Below are 17,505 nucleotides of genomic sequence, written 5' to 3' on the forward strand. Positions count from 1 at the left end.
CCCATTCGGGCCTTTTTTAATGATACGTTTTAATGATTTCCAGGATGCCGTTAATAATAAACTGCACACCCATACATACCAGCAGGAATCCCATCAGACGGGAGATCGCTTCAATTCCCCCCTTGCCCACCAGCCGCATAATTGCGCCAGAGCTGCGTAGACTTCCCCACAAAATAACCGCCACCAGGAAAAAGATCAGCGGCGGCGCAGCCATCAGTACCCAATCAGCGAAGGTTGAACTCTGACGCACAGTGGACGCCGAGCTAATAATCATCGCAATGGTTCCCGGACCGGCGGTACTAGGCATTGCCAGAGGTACAAAGGCAATATTGGCGCTGGGTTCATCTTCCAGCTCTTCCGACTTGCTTTTCGCTTCCGGTGAATCAATCGCTTTCTGTTGCGGAAAGAGCATCCGAAAACCGATAAACGCGACGATTAAGCCGCCTGCAATTCGCAGACCGGGAATCGAAATGCCAAATGTATCCATCACCAGTTGCCCGGCGTAATACGCCACCATCATGATGGCAAAGACGTACACCGAGGCCATCAACGACTGACGATTACGTTCGGCACTGTTCATGTTGCCTGCCAGACCAAGAAATAACGCGACAGTTGTTAATGGGTTAGCTAACGGCAGTAACACCACCAGCCCCAGGCCTATTGCTTTAAACAAATCTAACATTAGTGGTTGTTATCCTGTGTATCTGGGTTATCAGCGAAAAGTATAAGGGGTAAACAACGATAAAGTGTCACTCTTTAGCTAGCCTTGAATCGCATTGACCAAAACTTGAACCGATTTAGCAAAACGTGGCATCGGTCAATTCATTCATTTGACTTATACTTGCCTGGGCAATATTATCCCCTGCAACTAATTACTTGCCAGGGCAACTAATGTGAAAAGTACCAGCGATCTGTTCAATGAAATTATTCCATTGGGTCGCTTAATCCATATGGTTAATCAGAAGAAAGATCGCCTGCTTAACGAGTATCTGTCTCCGCTGGATATTACCGCGGCACAGTTTAAGGTGCTCTGCTCTATCCGCTGCGCGTCGTGTATTACTCCGGTTGAACTGAAAAAAGTGTTGTCGGTCGACCTGGGAGCGCTGACCCGTATGCTGGATCGCCTGGTTTGTAAAGGCTGGGTGGAAAGGTTGCCGAACCCGAATGATAAGCGCGGCGTACTGGTAAAACTTACCACCAGCGGCGCGGCAATATGTAAACAATGCCATCAATTAGTTGGCCAGGACCTGCATCAAGAATTAACAAAAAACCTGACGGCGGACGAAGTGGCAACACTTGAGCATTTGCTTAAGAAAGTCCTGCCGTAAACAAAAAAAGAGGTATGACGATGTCCAGACGCAATACTGACGCTATTACCATTCATAGCATTTTGGACTGGATCGAGGACAACCTGGAATCGCCACTGTCACTGGAGAAAGTGTCAGAGCGTTCGGGTTACTCCAAATGGCACCTGCAACGGATGTTTAAAAAAGAAACCGGTCATTCATTAGGCCAATACATCCGCAGCCGTAAGATGACGGAAATCGCGCAAAAGCTGAAGGAAAGTAACGAGCCGATACTCTATCTGGCAGAACGATATGGCTTCGAGTCGCAACAAACTCTGACCCGAACCTTCAAAAATTACTTTGATGTTCCGCCACATAAATACCGGATGACCAATATGCAGGGCGAATCGCGCTTTTTACATCCATTAAATCATTACAACAGCTAGTTGATAACGTGACAACGTCACTGAGGCAATCATGAAACCACTTTTATCCGCAATGGTAACCGCGCTTATTCTCTTCTCTGCGCAGAGCTTTGCGGAACAAACCACGCAGCCGGTTGTTACTTCCTGTGGCAATGTGGTGGTTGTTCCCCCATCACCGGAACAATCACCATTTGATTTTAACCACATGAGCACAGGCAGTGATAAATCGGATGCGCTTGGCGTGCCCTATTATAATCAACACGCTATATAGTTTATTCTGGCCCCGACATCTCGGGGCTTTTTAGCCTCTCACTTTCACGGCTTTACGCCACCGCAAGCCAAATACATTGATATACAGCCCGGTCATAATGAGCACCGCACCGAAAAATTGCAGACCCGTTAAGCGTTCATCCAGCAATAGTGCCGCACTTGCCAGTCCAACTACAGGCACCAGTAACGATAGCGGTGCAACCCGCCAGGTTTCATAGCGTCCCAGTAACGTCCCCCAGATCCCATAACCAACGATTGTCGCCACAAATGCCAGATACATCAGAGACAAGATGGTGGTCATATCGATAGTAACCAGACTGTGAATCATGGTTGCGGAACCATCGAGAATCAGCGAGGCAACAAAGAAAGGAATGATCGGGATTAATGCGCTCCAGATGACCAGCGACATCACTGCCGGACGCGTTGAGTGTGACATTATTTTTTTATTGAAGATATTGCCGCACGCCCAACTAAATGCTGCCGCCAGGGTCAACATAAAGCCGAGCATCGCCACATGCTGACCGTTAAAACTATCTTCGATTAACACCAGTACGCCAAAAATCGCTAACGCGATCCCCGCCAGTTGCTTACCGTGCAGCCGTTCGCCAAAAGTAAACGCACCGAGCACAATAGTAAAAAACGCCTGTGCCTGTAACACCAGCGAGGCCAGTCCAGCAGGCATACCAAAGTTAATGGCGCAAAACAGAAAGGCAAACTGCGCAAAACTGATGGTTAATCCATACCCCAGCAGCAAATTCAGTGGTACTTTCGGTCGTGCGACAAAAAAGATGGCCGGAAAAGCGACCAGCATAAAGCGCAAACCGGCCAGCATCAGCGGTGGCATGTTATGAAGCCCCACTTTGATGACCACAAAATTTAGCCCCCATACGACCACTACCAGTAGCGCCAACACCCCATCTTTTCGCGACATTCTACCGCCTCTGAATTTCATCTTTTGTAAGCAATCAACTTAGCTGAATTTACTTTTCTTTAACAGTTGATTCGTTAGTCGCCGGTTACGACGGCATTAATGCGCAAATAAGTCGCTATACTTCGGATTTTTGCCATGCTATTTCTTTACATCTCTAAAACAAAGCATAACGAAACGCACTGCCGGACAGACAAATGAACTTATCCCTACGACGCTCTACCAGCGCCCTTCTTGCCTCGTCGTTGTTATTAACCATCGGACGCGGCGCTACGCTGCCATTTATGACCATTTACTTGAGTCGCCAGTACAGCCTGAGTGTCGATCTAATCGGTTATGCGATGACAATTGCGCTCACTATTGGCGTCGTTTTTAGCCTCGGTTTTGGTATCCTGGCGGATAAGTTCGACAAGAAACGCTATATGTTACTGTCAATTACCGCCTTCGCCAGCGGTTTTATTGCCATTCCTTTAGTGAATAACGTGACGCTGGTGGTGCTCTTTTTTGCCCTTATTAACTGCGCCTATTCCGTTTTTGCTACCGTGTTGAAAGCCTGGTTTGCCGACAATCTTTCGTCCACCAGCAAAACGAAAATCTTCTCAATCAACTACACCATGCTCAACATTGGCTGGACCATCGGTCCGCCGCTCGGCACGCTGTTGGTGATGCAGAGCATCAATCTGCCCTTTTGGCTGGCAGCTATCTGTTCCGCGTTTCCCATGCTTTTCATTCAAATTTGGGTAAAGCGCAGCGAGAAAATCATCGCCACGGAAACAGGCAGTGTCTGGTCGCCGAAAGTTTTATTACAAGATAAAGCACTGTTGTGGTTTACCTGCTCTGGCTTTCTGGCTTCTTTTGTTAGCGGAGCATTTGCTTCATGCATTTCACAATATGTGATGGTAATTGCTGATGGTGATTTTGCCGAAAAGGTGGTCGCGGTTGTTCTTCCGGTTAATGCTGCGATGGTGGTTACGTTGCAGTATTCCGTGGGCCGCCGCCTTAATCCGGCTAACATCCGCGCGCTGATGACAGCAGGCACCCTCTGTTTCGTCATCGGGCTGGTCGGTTTTATTTTTTCCGGCAACAGCCTGCTAATGTGGGGTATGTCAGCTGCGGTATTTACTGTCGGTGAAATCATTTATGCGCCGGGCGAGTATATGTTGATTGACCATATTGCGCCGCCAGGAATGAAAGCCAGCTATTTTTCCGCCCAGTCTTTAGGCTGGCTTGGTGCTGCGATTAATCCATTAGTGAGTGGCGTAGTGCTAACCAGCCTGCCGCCTTCCTCGCTGTTTATCATCTTAGCGTTGGTGATCATTGCTGCGTGGGTGCTGATGTTAAAAGGGATTCGTGCAAGACCGTGGGGGCAGCCCGCGCTTTGTTGATTTAAGTCGAACACAATAAAAATTTAATTCAGCCTTCGTTTAGGTTACCTCTGCTAATATCTTTCTCATTGAGATGAAAATTAAGGTAAGCGAGGAAACACACCACACCATAAACGGAGGCAAATAATGCTGGGTAATATGAATGTTTTTATGGCCGTACTGGGAATAATTTTATTTTCTGGTTTTCTGGCCGCGTATTTCAGCCACAAATGGGATGACTAATGAACGGAGATAACCCCTCACCTAACCGGCCCCTTGTTACAACTGTGTACAAGGGGCCTGATTTTTATGACGGCGAAAAAAAACCGCCAGTAAACCGGCGGTGAATGCTTGCATGGATAGATTTGTGTTTTGCTTTTACGCTAACAGGCATTTTCCTGCACTGATAACGGATCGTTGACACAGTAGCATCAGTTTTCTCAATGAATGTTAAACGGAGCTTAAACTCGGTTAATCACATTTTGTTCGTCAATAAACATGCAGCGATTTCTTCCGGTTTGCTTACCCTCATACATTGCCCGGTCCGCTCTTCCAATGACCACATCCAGAGGCTCTTCAGGAAATGCGCGACTCACACCTGCTGTAACGGTAATGTTGATATGCCCTTCAGAATGTGTGATGGCATGGTTATCGACTAACTGGCAAATTCTGATACCTGCACGACATGCTTCTTCATCATTAGCCGCTTTGACAATAATGATAAATTCTTCGCCCCCGTAGCGATAAACCGTTTCGTAATCGCGCGTCCAACTGGCTAAGTAAGTTGCCAGGGTGCGTAATACTACATCGCCGATTAAATGCCCGTAGGTATCATTAACCAATTTAAATCGGTCAATATCCAACAACATTAAATAAAGATTCAGAGGTTCAGCATTGCGTAACTGATGATCGAAGGATTCATCAAGAACCCGACGACCCGGCAATCCCGTCAAAACATCCATATTGCTACGGATCGTCAGCAAATAAATTTTGTAATCGGTTAATGCCGCAGTAAAAGAAAGCAACCCTTCCTGAAAGGCGTCGAAATGCGCGTCCTGCCAGTGATTTTCAACAATAGCCAACATTAATTCCCGACCACAGTTATGCATATGTTGATGGGCAGAATCCATTAGCCGAACGTAAGGTAATTCATCGTTATCGAGTGGCCCCAGATGATCAATCCACCGACCAAACTGGCACAGTCCATAAGAATGGTTATCCGTTATTTCTGGCTTACTGGCATCTCTCGCGACCACGCTGTGAAACATACTCACCAGCCACTGGTAGTGGGCATCGATAGCCTTATTGAGATTTAACAAGATGGCATCAATTTCCGTTGTCTTCTTGATCATTGCCACTCCTTTTTCACAGTTCCTTGTGCGCGCTATTCTAACGAGAGAAAAGCAAAATTACGTTAATATTTTCATAGAAATCCGAAGTTATGAGTCATCTCTGAGATAACATTCTGATTTAAAACAAAATCAGCGGATAAAAAGTGTTTAATTCTGTAAATTACCTCTGCATTATCGTAAATAAAAGGATGACAAATAGCATAACCCAATACCCTAATGGCCCAGTAGTTCAGGCCATCAGGCTAATTTATTTTTATTTCTGCAAATGAGTGACCCGAACGACGGCCGGCGCGCTTTTCTTATCCAGGCTGCCACTAATGTTGATCATCTGGTCCGGCTGAACTTCTCGTCCATCAAAAACGGCCGCAGGAATAACAACATTAATTTCACCGCTCTTATCGCGAAAAACGTAACGGTCCTCTCCTTTGTGAGAAATCAAATTACCGCGTAGTGAAACCGAAGCGCCATCGTGCATGGTTTTTGCGAAATCAACGGTCATTTTTTTTGCATCATCGGTTCCGCGATAGCCATCTTCTATTGCATGAGGCGGCGGTGGCGCTGCATCCTGTTTTAATCCCCCCTGGTCATCTGCCAACGCATAAGGCATGATAAGAAAACTTGCTAATACAATGGCCTGAAATTTCATACTGACTCCTTAATTGCGTTTGGTTTGACTTATTAAGTCTGGTTGCTATTTTTATAATTGCCAAATAAGAATACTGCCAATTGTTATAAGGCATTTAAAATCAGCCAACTAGCTGTCAAATATTCAGAGAATTTAACTCACTAAAGTTAAGAAGAAGATTAAAGAGTCTTAAGCTCATTTTCAGAATAATCGGATTTATAAATTTGAAAATTATTATAACGGAAGAGTATACAGAAAAAGTAAATTACCTTTATAAATAATAGCGTGGACAAAAAACAGTGAACATTAATAAAGATAAAATTGTACAACTCGCAGATACCGACACTATTGAAAACCTGACATCCGCGTTGAGTCAAAGACTTATCGCGGATCAATTACGCTTAACTACCGCCGAATCATGCACCGGCGGTAAGTTGGCTAGCGCCCTGTGTGCAGCTGAAGATACACCCAAATTTTACGGTGCAGGCTTTGTTACTTTCACCGATCAGGCAAAGATGAAAATCCTCAGCGTAAGCCAGCAATCTCTTGAACGATATTCTGCGGTGAGTGAGAAAGTGGCAGCAGAAATGGCAACCGGTGCCATAGAGCGTGCGGATGCTGATGTCAGTATTGCCATTACCGGCTACGGCGGACCGGAGGGCGGTGAAGATGGTACACCAGCGGGTACCGTCTGGTTCGCGTGGCATTTTAAAGGCCAGAACTACACTGCGGTTATGCATTTTGCTGGCGACTGCGAAACGGTATTAGCTTTAGCGGTGAGGTTTGCCCTCGCCCAGCTGCTGCAATTACTGCTCTAACCAGGCTGGCCTGGCGATATCTCCAGGCCAGCCATTGGTGGTGTTTATATGTTCAAGCCACGATGTTGCAGCATCGGCATAATCTGAGGAGCCTTACCGCGCCATTGTCGATACAGGCGTTCCAGATCTTCGCTGTTACCTCTGGAAAGGATCGCCTCGCGAAAACGCAGCCCATTTTCACGCGTTAATCCGCCCTGCTCAACAAACCACTGGTAACCATCATCGGCCAACATTTGTGTCCACAGATAAGCGTAATAACCTGCGGCATATCCGCCACCAAAAATATGGGCGAAATAACTGCTGCGATAGCGTGGCGGTATAGCAGGAAGATCCATATTTTCCGCCACCAGCGCCCGCAATTCGAAATCATCGACATCCTGTATTGCTTCGTTTTCTTCCAGGCAATGCCAGCGCATATCGAGAAGTGCGGCGCTAAGCAGTTCGCTCATCTCATACCCTTTGTTGAACAGGCTGGCTTTACGCATTTTCTGTTGCAGTTCGTCAGGCATTGCTGCCCCGCTCTGATAATGCCGGGCGTAGCGAGCGAATACCTGCGGATACGTTGCCCAGTGTTCGTTGATTTGCGATGGAAATTCGACAAAATCACGCGGCGTGTTGGTACCGGAAAGCGTGGCATAACGCTGGCGGGCAAAAAGGCCGTGCAGCGTATGACCAAATTCATGGAATAAGGTTATCACATCATCCCAGGGTAACAACGCAGGTTCACCGGCAGCGGGTTTCTGATAATTGCAGACGTTATAAATTACCGGATGCGTTTCATTCAGCGTTGATTGCTCAACAAAATTGCCCATCCATGCACCGCCGCTTTTTGAATCACGGGCGAAGAAATCACCGTAAAATAACGCCAGCCCCACGCCATTATGATCAAAAATTTCCCACACACGAACGTCAGGATGGTAGACAGGAATATCAAAACGTTCGACAAACTTAATACCGAAGAGCTGATTCGCGGTCCAGAATACACCTTCATTCAACACCGTGTTTAATTCAAAATATGGCTTGAGCTGCGCCTCATCAAGATCAAATTTCTCCCGCCGTACCTGTTCGGCATAAAATGCCCAGTCCCACGGCTGCACGCTAAACCCGCCCTGCTGCTTATCGATAACCGCCTGTATGGAGGCTAATTCATCGCTCGCACGTTGACGCGCCGCTGGAACAATTTCCCGCATAAAGTTAAGTGCTGCTTCAGGTGTTTTTGCCATCTGATCGGCGATTTTCCATGCGGCATAATGAGGAAAACCAAGTAATGTAGCCTGTTGTGCACGGATCTCCACCAGACGTTGAATGATAGCGCGGGTATCATTGGCATCATTTTTTTCCGCTCGCGTCCAGCCCGCAGTAAACAGTTTTTCACGCGTCGCGCGATCGCGCAGTTCAGCAAGCGCCGGTTGCTGGGTGGTATTCAGCAGCGGAATAAGCCATTTGTTATCCAGACCTTTCTCGCGAGCCGCCTCTGCCGCCAGCGCAATCTCCTGTTCGCTCATCCCAGCCAGTTGCGCAATATCGTCCAGAACCAGACCGCCGGATTTATTTGCCGCAAGTAACCGCTGGTTAAACTGGCTGGTCAGGGTCGCAGCTTCTGTATTAAGAACTTTTAATTTTGCTTTATCAGCTCGCGCAAGTTTGGCTCCGGCAAGGACAAAACGTTGATGAATAACCTCCACCAGGCGAATGGATTCACTATCAAGCCCCTCGGATTCACGGCGCTGCCAGACAGCATCTACTCGCGCGAATAATTCACCGTTCAGATAGATATCATTAGCCAGTTCTGCCAGTTCAGCGGAAAACTGCTCATCAAGACGCTGTAATTCATCATTGGTATGCGCCGCAGTCATCGCAAAAAAAACGCTGGTGACGCGGGTCAGCAGTTCCCCACTCTGCTCCAGTGCCAGAATAGTATTGTTGAAATCAGGTGTTTGCGGGTTGAGCGCAATGGCGGCAATTTCGGCCCGCTTTTGCTGCATTCCCTCATCAAATGCCGGTCGATAGTGATGATTGGCAATTTGATCAAAATGGGGAGCCAGATACGGCAGTGTGCTTTGCACAAGGAAAGGATTCATTGTTGTCATTTTCTTCTCCTGAACGCGAGGTGTTCCATAGCGTAGGCTTACTGATAACGGAGTGCAATCTTGCAAACCAGTATTACCCGCTCTTAAGCATCACGTGCTATGTTATTGACACACAAAAGCGTTGAGGAACAGTGAGATGATCGTTTTAGTAACTGGAGCAACGGCAGGTTTTGGTGAATGCATTACTCGTCGTTTTATTCAACAAGGGCATAAAGTTATCGCCACTGGCCGTCGCCAGGAGCGGTTGCAGGAGTTAAAAGACGAACTGGGTGATAATCTGTATATCGCCCAACTGGACGTTCGTAATCGCGCCGCTATTGAAGAGATGCTGGCATCGCTTCCTGCCGAGTGGTGCAATATTGATATCCTGGTAAACAATGCCGGTCTGGCGCTGGGCATGGAGCCTGCGCATAAAGCCAGCGTTGAAGACTGGGAAACGATGATTGATACCAACAACAAAGGCCTGGTATATATGACGCGGGCCGTCTTACCGGGTATGGTTGAACGTAATCATGGTCATATCATTAACATTGGCTCCACGGCAGGCAGCTGGCCGTATGCTGGTGGTAACGTTTATGGTGCGACGAAAGCGTTTGTTCGTCAGTTCAGCCTTAATCTACGCACAGATCTGCACGGTACGGCAGTACGTGTCACAGACATCGAACCGGGACTGGTGGGTGGCACCGAGTTTTCTAATGTCCGCTTTAAAGGTGATGACGGTAAAGCCGAAAAAACCTATCAAAACACAGTTGCATTGACGCCAGAAGATGTCAGCGAAGCCGTCTGGTGGGTGTCAACGCTGCCTGCTCACGTCAATATCAATACCCTGGAAATGATGCCGGTTACCCAAAGCTATGCCGGACTGAATGTCCACCGTCAGTAATTTTTATACCCGGCGTAACTGCCGGGTTATTGCTTGTCACAAAAAAGTGGTAGACTCATGCAGTTAACTCACTCACAAGCAAGAACGAATGACCGTCGAAACGCAACTTAATCCCACACAGCCTGTCAATCAGCAGATTTATCGTATTCTTCGCCGCGACATTGTCCATTGCCTGATTGCACCAGGCACACCGTTGTCGGAAAAAGAAGTTTCTGTTCGTTTCAATGTGTCACGCCAGCCGGTTCGTGAAGCCTTTATTAAACTGGCGGAAAACGGCCTGATTCAAATTCGTCCGCAGCGTGGCAGCTACGTCAACAAAATTTCCATGGCCCAGGTGCACAACGGCAGTTTTATCCGTCAGGCCATTGAGTGCGCGGTGGCGCGTCGGGCGGCGAGCATGATTACCGAAAGCCAGTGCTACCAACTGGAACAAAATCTTCACCAGCAACGCATTGCCATTGAGCGCAAGCAACTGGATGATTTTTTTGAACTTGATGACAACTTCCATCAACTCCTGACGCAGATTGCCGACTGTCAACTGGCGTGGGATACCATTGAGAACCTGAAAGCGACCGTTGATCGCGTGCGCTATATGAGTTTCGACCACGTTTCTCCACCAGAAATGCTGTTACGCCAGCATCTTGAGATTTTCTCTGCCCTGCAAAAACGTGATGGCGATGCGGTAGAACGTGCAATGACGCAACATTTGCAGGAAATCAGCGAATCCGTGCGCCAGATCCGCCAGGAAAACAGCGACTGGTTTAGCGAAGAGTAATTCAATTCCTCTCATCCCATCCGGGGTGAGAGTTTTTCCCTCCGTCATATGGCTCATGCATGCATCAAAAAAGATGTGAGCTTGATCAAAAACAAAAAATATTTCACTCGACAGGAGTATTTATATTGCGCCCGTTACGTGGGCTTCGACTGTAAATCAGAAAGGAGAAAACACCTATGACGACCTACGATCGTAACCGTAACGCAATCACCACTGGCAGCCGTGTTATGGTTAGCGGCACCGGTCACACTGGCAAGATCCTGTCGATTGATACTGAAGGTCTGACCGCTGAGCAAATCCGCCGCGGAAAAACCGTAGTTGTTGAAGGTTGTGAAGAGAAACTGGCACCACTGGACCTGATTCGTCTCGGCATGAACTAAGCGTGTGAATGCCGCCGATGGCGGCATTGCTTTTTTTACTTCACGGAATATTTCGCCACGGTCGCTTTCGCGCCATGCGCTAATAAAGACAAGTACACTTCCGTTACTTTTGTCGTAAACAAACTATTGCCTGGTAAATCATCACCAAAGATCGCCTTAATTGCCAGCAATGACTGGACGCGCGCTGTCCCTTCAGCACTACTTTGTACTGCCTTCTGAATAACAGGTAACAGTGGGTCACTGATTTCTATCTGATTTCCCTGTTCATCAACACCACCGACATAACGCATCCAACCCGCGACGCCCAGCGCCAGCAGATCGAACTTGCTGTCATGCGCCAGATGCCAGCGAACAGAATCCAACATCCGCTGTGGCAATTTCTGGCTGCCATCCATCGCAATCTGCCAGGTTCGATGGCGTAACGCTGGATTACTGTAGCGTTCAATTAGTCGATCCGCATAATTTTGCAGATCCACGCCCTGCACTTTCAGCGTCGGCGCCTGTTCCTGCAACATCAAGGCATGTGCCGCACGGCGATAATTTTCATCTTCCATGCAGTCATTAATGTGCTGATATCCCGCAAGATATCCCAGATACGCCAGGAATGAATGACTGCCGTTGAGCATGCGCAACTTCATCTCTTCATAAGGCAGCACATCACTAACCAGTTCGGCTCCCGCTTTTTCCCATTCCGGACGTCCGGCAACAAAGTTATCTTCTATTACCCACTGGCGGAAAGGTTCACAGGCAACGCCAGCAGGATCGCGCACACCGGTAAGTTGTTCGATTTTCGCCAGCGTATCCTCTGTCACTGCGGGCACAATACGGTCCACCATTGTTGATGGGAAAGTCACGTTTTCTTCGATCCATTGTGCCAGTTTTACATCAACAGCTTGCGCGTAGGAAGTGACAACGTCACGCATAACATGACCGTTTTCTGGCATGTTGTCACATGACATTACGGTAAATGCGGGAAGTCCTGCCGCTTTACGGCGAGCCAGCGCCTCAACAATCACCCCTGTTGCAGTTTTCGGCTGGTGGGGATTTTGCACGTCGGCAACGACCATCGGGTGATCGAGCATTAACTGTCCGGTCGCCGGAGAGTGGAAATACCCTTTTTCGGTGATTGTCAGAGAGACAATCGCGATTTGCGGTTCACACATCGCAGCCAGCACGGTTTCTAAGCCATCTATTTGTATGTGCAAGGCTTTTTTAACGACGCCAACGACGCGAGCCGTCCACGCATCGGCCGACATTTCCGCAACGGTATAAAGATTATCTTGCTGTTGTAAATCGGCAATTTGCTGTTCGCCGCCGATTAAGTTGACCTCATAATATCCCCAGTCACTGTAATGTTCCGAAGCAAGAATATCGGCATACACGCCCTGATGCGCACGGTGAAATGCACCAAAGCCTAAATGAACAATTCTTGGGGCCAGGTTATTACGATCATAAACAGGGAGCGTCGCTTTTGCTGATAACAAATTATTTCCCATAACAATTCCTTAAATTTAAATATGGCAAGCTGCATGTTTTGTTATATGAATAAAAAATCCCCTCTCCGGTAAGAGAAGGGATGGAGGATTTACAGACTTCTTGAAGGTTGCGCAGCTGTTACAACACGCGGTTGATCTTCCGCGGCATCTTCCAGTGCACTTAAATCACGGTCTTTCACTTCTGGCATTTTCAGCGCAGAGATTAAACCAATCACTGAATATGCCATGATCATAATGGCGATCGGATACCAGGATTCCGTCATGGTGCAGAAAATACCCGCCAGGATAGGACCAAAACCGGAAGCGATAAGACCACCAATTTCTTTAGAAATGGCCATCCGGGTAAAGCGATTTTTACAGCCGAACATTTCTGCCATGGTAATGTTTTCCAGAGCAAATAATCCCAGCACCGCACAGTTATGAATCACAATCAGTGCAACCATAATGGTGCTCGGGGCATAGCTTTTATCTACGATGATAGAAAGCATTGGCCACGCCAGCACAATCGCAGAGGTATTCATAATAATATACGGGATCCGGCGACCAATTTTATCGGATAACCAACCAAGGAACGGAATGGTCATAAAGCCGAGAATCGAACTGATCATCAATGCATCTGTTGGAATTGCTTTGTTAAACAATAACGTCTGCACTAAATAGCCTGCAAGGAAAGTCTGAATTAAACCTGAGTTACCAGCCTGACCAAAACGCAGCCCTGTTGCCAGCCAGAAGGATTTGCTCTGGAACATGCTACCAGCAGGTGCAGGTTTTGCTGTCGGTTGGTTGCTGTCGTTAACCTTCTCAAAGACCGGGCTTTCTTTCAGATTCATACGCAACCAGATAGCAAAGACCATCACGACAACGCTCGCCAGGAACGGTATACGCCATCCCCACGCCAACAGTTCCTCTTTACTGAGAATGAAGAACATAAAGGCCCAGATTGCCGTTGCGCTCAAGGTTCCGCAGTTAGTCCCCATAGCAACAAATGAGGAGATAATTCCGCGCTTACCTTTTGGCGCATATTCCGCCAGCATCGTACCGGCACCGGAAATTTCCGCGCCTGCCCCCAGCCCCTGAATAATACGCAGCGTCACCAGCAAAATTGGCGCAAACACACCAATTTGTGCATAGGTCGGCAGCACACCAATTAAGGTGGTACAGATCCCCATCATAGTGATGGTAATAAAGAGCACTTTTTTACGCCCGATTCTGTCGCCCATTTTGCCGAAAATAAATGCTCCGACAATACGCGCCACATAACCTGCACCGTAGGTTCCCATTGCCAGAATTAACGCCATTGCCGTTGATGATTCAGGAAAAAATATTTCATGAAACACTAACGCTGCGCCGAGCGAATATAACTGGAAATCCATGATTCATAGGTGTTTTTTTTCATCCTGTGGTTTTCTTGGGGTTTTCTATGTTTTTTCAAATGGTTGCATCTTTTCAAAAATATCCTGATCTCAATATCACTGCCTATCTGAGGCCTGTTTCTGTCCCATATATGCCCCAAATAAAACTCCACAACATACGCAGTTATCCGGTATGCCGCAGCACATTCCTGCATACAATGTTCCGCGGCTTTTATCATCTCTGCCTGTAATTACTGATTAACGTAAAATCCTCTTCTCCGGTATTTACTGCTCTGGCTTTTGTGGCCATTCCGGGTTCGCTGAATCCACCCGGCTGAGCAGGACGCTGTAACGCTCCCAGGCCGACAGCCGGGTTCGCTCTTCTTCCGTGGCCATACTCAGCCTTACCGACCGCTCCAGAAGCCGGATGATGGTATCTGCTTCACTGAGCAGCGTGGCCTTGCGTTGCTCTGTCTGTCTGTTGACTTCCTCTGACGAATACTCGCGTTTCCTCACCTGACCGTCCAGATACATCCACTGCCCCGAATCGTCTGCACGGCGGTTCGCCGTTATATCTGCCACCTCAACAACACTTAATCCCGCCGGATTAAGCGTTGAGGCATCCCGGGTGATGGCAACGATAATATTGTTTTCATCGTAAGCCATCTTTATTGTGTCTTTCTGAAAGTTACTCACTTCTTCATACCAGTTTCTTCCGTCCTCTGAAAACAACCAGATAACATCAAAATTTTTTGTCAGTTGATACTGAGCAACGGTTTTGGGATTACCTGCTGTAATATTTTTTAAGTGCTGCATTACTTATACCTGCGATACGTTAAACCATGTGCCGTTTATGTATTTTTGCACCGGCCGGTAAACCGCTGAGTTATCGCCATCAGCATCCCCGACAAGACAAAGCCCCGTAATGACATGGCCGGATTTCTCATACGTCACGCCTTTTTGCATGCCCTGAACAACACGCGTACCCAGCCGGATATCCCTGACATAGCGGATATCAAAATTACTGTAATCGGAAGGATTAACGCGCCCGGACACATTCAGCCCTTTACTGACCTGAATGCTGCCGTTTGTAAAGCGCATTACACGTGCGTTACCGGCGTAAACATCAAGATTACCGTCGCCGTTTTGTTTCAGGCCTGTGTCGCCCCTCCCCAGCGCAAGTGAATGGCCGCCCAGCGTATTCTGTGCACCGATACCCACAGCACCTTCCAGGGTCCCGCCCGTTGTCGTGAACAGACGCTCCCAGTCCGCCTCAAAGCCATAGCCATCACGGGCGGAGCGGTAAAATATCCCGCCATTCCGGTAATTCACCCGAAACTGGACCGCGGGGCAGCTGCCTTCCCCTGTATTAAAATGAAGAATTAAGGATGATGCGCCACCATCCTGTGCACAATAAGCGCCACTGTCCAGGTTCCAGGCGACGGCATCTGTATCGGCGAGCGTTTCCCCGGTTTTTCCCAGCGCAAAGGCCGGTGGCTTGTTTTTCGTGTTGTAGTCACGACGCCAGCCAGGGGAATAACCATCACCATGATTAATATAGGTAAACTGCGCATTCGCCGTTCCACTTCCGCTGGATGTTGTCGGTGTGGTTATGCGGATCGTCATCGCTGACTTTATCCCCATCACCTCAATGACAGCGCCGGCGAGATGAATATTTCCGCAGCCCGTATCCGTGATGATTTTATTATTACCGTAAGACCAGGAGCCCTTGCACATCCAGTATGGGTGGTTAAATGCGCCCTGAGAATCCAGCCACCCGATAAACTGTGCGGTCGTCCAGTCTCCTGTCGTTGTGCTTACGGCCCCACCGAAGGCACGGCAGGCACCAATATTTTTCGTAAAGGTGTCTTTGTCGGGGACATCCGCACCGTTCTTATCTTTCTGCAGTCGTTTCTCAGCATTCTCACAGGCGGCTTTTACGGCCTTTGGTGTTGCCGCCAGTGACTCGGAAGTGCTGTTGGTTGCACTGCTGAGCTGGACTATCCCCTTTTTCGTCGTGCTCGCATCCTCAAGCGCCACGGCAGACGCAATATCCTCCGCCCGTTTTGCCGCAGTCTCGGCGCGCGTTGCCGCGGATTCTGCCGTGCTTTTGCTCTGTGCTGCCGCTGTCGCACTGCCAGCTGCCTCTGTCGCCTTCGCGGATGCCGTCGTGGCACTGCCCTGCGCCTCTGACGCCAGCCTTGCCGCCTCATCTTTTGAAGCTGACGCCGATGATGCTGATGACGCCGCCGAACTGGCGGACGATACGGCAGCCGTTTCTGAAGATTCTGCACGGGTTTCCGACGCTTTCGCGTTCGTCTCGGATGTCCTCGCAGCGGAAGCAGACCTCACTGCTGCAGTGGCCTGTTCAGTGGCTTCGCCAGCCTTCGTTGTGGCTGCTGAAGCGGACGATGCGGCACTTTCTGCCGATTTTCCGGCGGCGGTGGCACTGGCTGATGCCTCCTCCGCTTTAACTGACGCCTCACGGGACGATGATGCAGCGGCAGTTTCTGAGCCTGCTGCTGCGGAGGCACTCTGTTCCGCTGCCGTTTCAGAAGACCTGGCGTTCGTCTCAGACGTCTTTGCCGCCTTCGCGGAATTTCCTGCCGCCGTTGCCGAGGAAGCTGCACTACCGGCGCTCGAGGCTGCGCTCGTTTCTGATGATTTTGCCGCCTCTTTTGAGGCCGCCGCATCCCTGGCTGACGTGGCAGCTTCTGACGCTTTCGTGGTCGCGGTGGATGCAGACGTGGCGGCTGATTGTTGTGACGCTGCCGCATTCGTTTCTGACGTTTTCGCGGCACCGGCACTGGTGGCCGCCGCGCTTTTTGAGGACTCTGCAGCGGCAGCACTTTTTGATGCCTCAGCGGCCTTTGCTGAGGCTGTTTCTGCGCCGGAAGATGCTTCCTGTGCTGACGTCGCAGCCTGTCCGGCGGACGTGCTGGCGGCGCGTGCTGAGCCTGCAGCATCAGTCGCATGGGTTGCCGCCTCACGGGCAGATGTTCCGGCATCGCCGGCGGATTTTTTCGCGGCTGCCGTGTTCTGTGCCACTGCGGACGCGTTACGCGCCACCTCTTCCACCATCAGTTCAAAACGGCGCAGTGCCTCCGGACGGGCATCATCCTCCGTCATGGCACCGAGAAAATCATTCAGCGTCCCCGGCTCAGAATCTTCATACACGGTGATGGTGCCGGCATGTGACGGCGGAAAACCTTCAACCAGCAGGATGACACCGTACTGGCCGTACTCAACGTCCATACTGTAACGCCCGGCTTCATCCGGATTTTCTGAGGCCACCGTGTTCACCACCACCGTGGTACTGTTACGTTTTGCTTTCAGCTGAATGGTGCAGTTCTGTACCGGTTTACCTGCACCGTCTTTCAGCACGCCTGAAATCTTTACTGCCATATTCGTTCCACAAATAAAAAAGGTGCCATTTCTGGCACCCGGTCTGGTTTCTGAAC

Annotated in this window: 17 protein-coding genes and 2 pseudogenes; 10 read left to right on the forward strand and 9 right to left on the reverse strand. The window is 49.0% G+C overall.

Annotated elements, in window-relative coordinates:
• Positions 1 to 16: 16 nt before the first annotated feature.
• Positions 17 to 682: an NAAT family transporter MarC gene (marC, locus tag QUE74_RS10110; RefSeq protein ID WP_000885028.1), complete on the reverse strand. Its 666-nt coding sequence runs from the start codon at positions 680 to 682 to the stop codon at positions 17 to 19.
• Positions 683 to 893: 211 nt separating this feature from the next.
• On the opposite strand from marC, the gene marR reads away from it, so the two are divergent.
• From marR to marB, 3 genes are read left to right on the forward strand one after another with little or no spacing between them, the layout of a single operon-like run.
• Positions 894 to 1,328, forward strand: coding sequence for a multiple antibiotic resistance transcriptional regulator MarR (gene marR / locus QUE74_RS10115; RefSeq protein ID WP_000843425.1), 435 nt, complete (start codon positions 894 to 896; stop codon positions 1,326 to 1,328).
• Positions 1,329 to 1,348: 20 nt separating this feature from the next.
• Entirely contained in the window at positions 1,349 to 1,732 is a 384-nt protein-coding gene (gene marA, locus QUE74_RS10120; RefSeq protein ID WP_000091199.1) for an MDR efflux pump AcrAB transcriptional activator MarA, read from the forward strand.
• A gap of 31 nt (positions 1,733 to 1,763) precedes the next feature.
• Positions 1,764 to 1,982: a multiple antibiotic resistance protein MarB gene (gene marB / locus QUE74_RS10125; RefSeq protein ID WP_000803539.1), complete on the forward strand. Its 219-nt coding sequence runs from the start codon at positions 1,764 to 1,766 to the stop codon at positions 1,980 to 1,982.
• A gap of 30 nt (positions 1,983 to 2,012) precedes the next feature.
• Here marB and eamA read toward each other — a convergent pair whose 3' ends face one another.
• Positions 2,013 to 2,912 (reverse strand): O-acetylserine/cysteine exporter, encoded by a 900-nt coding sequence (gene eamA / locus QUE74_RS10130; protein ID WP_000087195.1) that lies wholly within the window; start codon positions 2,910 to 2,912, stop codon positions 2,013 to 2,015.
• A 194-nt stretch (positions 2,913 to 3,106) separates the two neighbouring features.
• Between eamA and ydeE the strand changes: the two genes are divergently transcribed.
• From ydeE to mgtT, 3 genes are all read left to right on the forward strand, one after another.
• Positions 3,107 to 4,294 (forward strand): efflux MFS transporter YdeE, encoded by a 1,188-nt coding sequence (gene ydeE / locus QUE74_RS10135; RefSeq protein WP_001054209.1) that lies wholly within the window; start codon positions 3,107 to 3,109, stop codon positions 4,292 to 4,294.
• A gap of 126 nt (positions 4,295 to 4,420) precedes the next feature.
• A complete protein-coding gene (gene mgtS / locus QUE74_RS10140; RefSeq protein ID WP_000901367.1) occupies positions 4,421 to 4,516 on the forward strand; it encodes a protein MgtS in 96 nt (31 codons plus the stop codon).
• A complete protein-coding gene (gene mgtT / locus QUE74_RS10145; RefSeq protein ID WP_212734532.1) occupies positions 4,516 to 4,620 on the forward strand; it encodes a hypothetical protein in 105 nt (34 codons plus the stop codon). The genes mgtS and mgtT overlap by 1 nt, the downstream gene beginning before the upstream one ends.
• A gap of 114 nt (positions 4,621 to 4,734) precedes the next feature.
• Here mgtT and dgcZ read toward each other — a convergent pair whose 3' ends face one another.
• Positions 4,735 to 5,625 (reverse strand): diguanylate cyclase DgcZ, encoded by an 891-nt coding sequence (gene dgcZ, locus QUE74_RS10150; RefSeq protein ID WP_000592808.1) that lies wholly within the window; start codon positions 5,623 to 5,625, stop codon positions 4,735 to 4,737.
• 253 nt (positions 5,626 to 5,878) lie between these two features.
• The gene (ydeI, locus tag QUE74_RS10155) at positions 5,879 to 6,271 is read right to left on the reverse strand and encodes a YdeI family stress tolerance OB fold protein (protein ID WP_000671722.1); all 393 of its coding nucleotides are present in this window, start codon (positions 6,269 to 6,271) and stop codon (positions 5,879 to 5,881) included.
• Between the two features lie 278 nt (positions 6,272 to 6,549).
• On the opposite strand from ydeI, the gene QUE74_RS10160 reads away from it, so the two are divergent.
• The gene (locus QUE74_RS10160; protein WP_001024557.1) at positions 6,550 to 7,068 is read left to right on the forward strand and encodes a 2-oxo-tetronate isomerase; all 519 of its coding nucleotides are present in this window, start codon (positions 6,550 to 6,552) and stop codon (positions 7,066 to 7,068) included.
• Positions 7,069 to 7,112: 44 nt separating this feature from the next.
• Here QUE74_RS10160 and dcp read toward each other — a convergent pair whose 3' ends face one another.
• Positions 7,113 to 9,158, reverse strand: coding sequence for a peptidyl-dipeptidase Dcp (gene dcp / locus QUE74_RS10165; protein ID WP_001355378.1), 2,046 nt, complete (start codon positions 9,156 to 9,158; stop codon positions 7,113 to 7,115).
• 136 nt (positions 9,159 to 9,294) lie between these two features.
• Between dcp and ydfG the strand changes: the two genes are divergently transcribed.
• From ydfG to ydfZ, 3 genes are all read left to right on the forward strand, one after another.
• Positions 9,295 to 10,041, forward strand: a complete 747-nt coding sequence (gene ydfG, locus QUE74_RS10170; RefSeq protein ID WP_000636571.1) for a bifunctional NADP-dependent 3-hydroxy acid dehydrogenase/3-hydroxypropionate dehydrogenase YdfG — start codon at positions 9,295 to 9,297, stop codon at positions 10,039 to 10,041.
• An 88-nt stretch (positions 10,042 to 10,129) separates the two neighbouring features.
• A complete protein-coding gene (rspR, locus tag QUE74_RS10175; protein WP_000215540.1) occupies positions 10,130 to 10,816 on the forward strand; it encodes a DNA-binding transcriptional regulator rspR in 687 nt (228 codons plus the stop codon).
• Between the two features lie 176 nt (positions 10,817 to 10,992).
• Positions 10,993 to 11,196, forward strand: coding sequence for a putative selenium delivery protein YdfZ (gene ydfZ, locus QUE74_RS10180; protein WP_000214712.1), 204 nt, complete (start codon positions 10,993 to 10,995; stop codon positions 11,194 to 11,196).
• A 35-nt stretch (positions 11,197 to 11,231) separates the two neighbouring features.
• Here the strand turns inward: ydfZ and QUE74_RS10185 are convergent, their stop codons facing one another.
• The 4 genes and pseudogenes from QUE74_RS10185 to QUE74_RS10200 form a co-directional block, all read right to left on the reverse strand.
• Positions 11,232 to 12,692: a mannitol dehydrogenase family protein gene (locus QUE74_RS10185; RefSeq protein ID WP_000527764.1), complete on the reverse strand. Its 1,461-nt coding sequence runs from the start codon at positions 12,690 to 12,692 to the stop codon at positions 11,232 to 11,234.
• A gap of 89 nt (positions 12,693 to 12,781) precedes the next feature.
• A pseudogene (gene ydfJ / locus QUE74_RS10190) lies at positions 12,782 to 14,065 on the reverse strand (MHS family MFS transporter YdfJ); the annotation flags it as partial.
• 264 nt (positions 14,066 to 14,329) lie between these two features.
• Positions 14,330 to 14,860, reverse strand: a complete 531-nt coding sequence (locus QUE74_RS10195) for a tail fiber assembly protein (protein WP_001164144.1) — start codon at positions 14,858 to 14,860, stop codon at positions 14,330 to 14,332.
• Between the two features lie 1,026 nt (positions 14,861 to 15,886).
• Positions 15,887 to 17,449: pseudogene (locus QUE74_RS10200) on the reverse strand (prophage tail fiber N-terminal domain-containing protein); the annotation flags it as partial.
• Positions 17,450 to 17,505 lie beyond the last annotated feature (56 nt).

The sequence above is a fragment of the Escherichia sp. 10290 genome, from assembly GCF_030295155.1.
Lineage (GTDB): Bacteria > Pseudomonadota > Gammaproteobacteria > Enterobacterales > Enterobacteriaceae > Escherichia > Escherichia coli_F.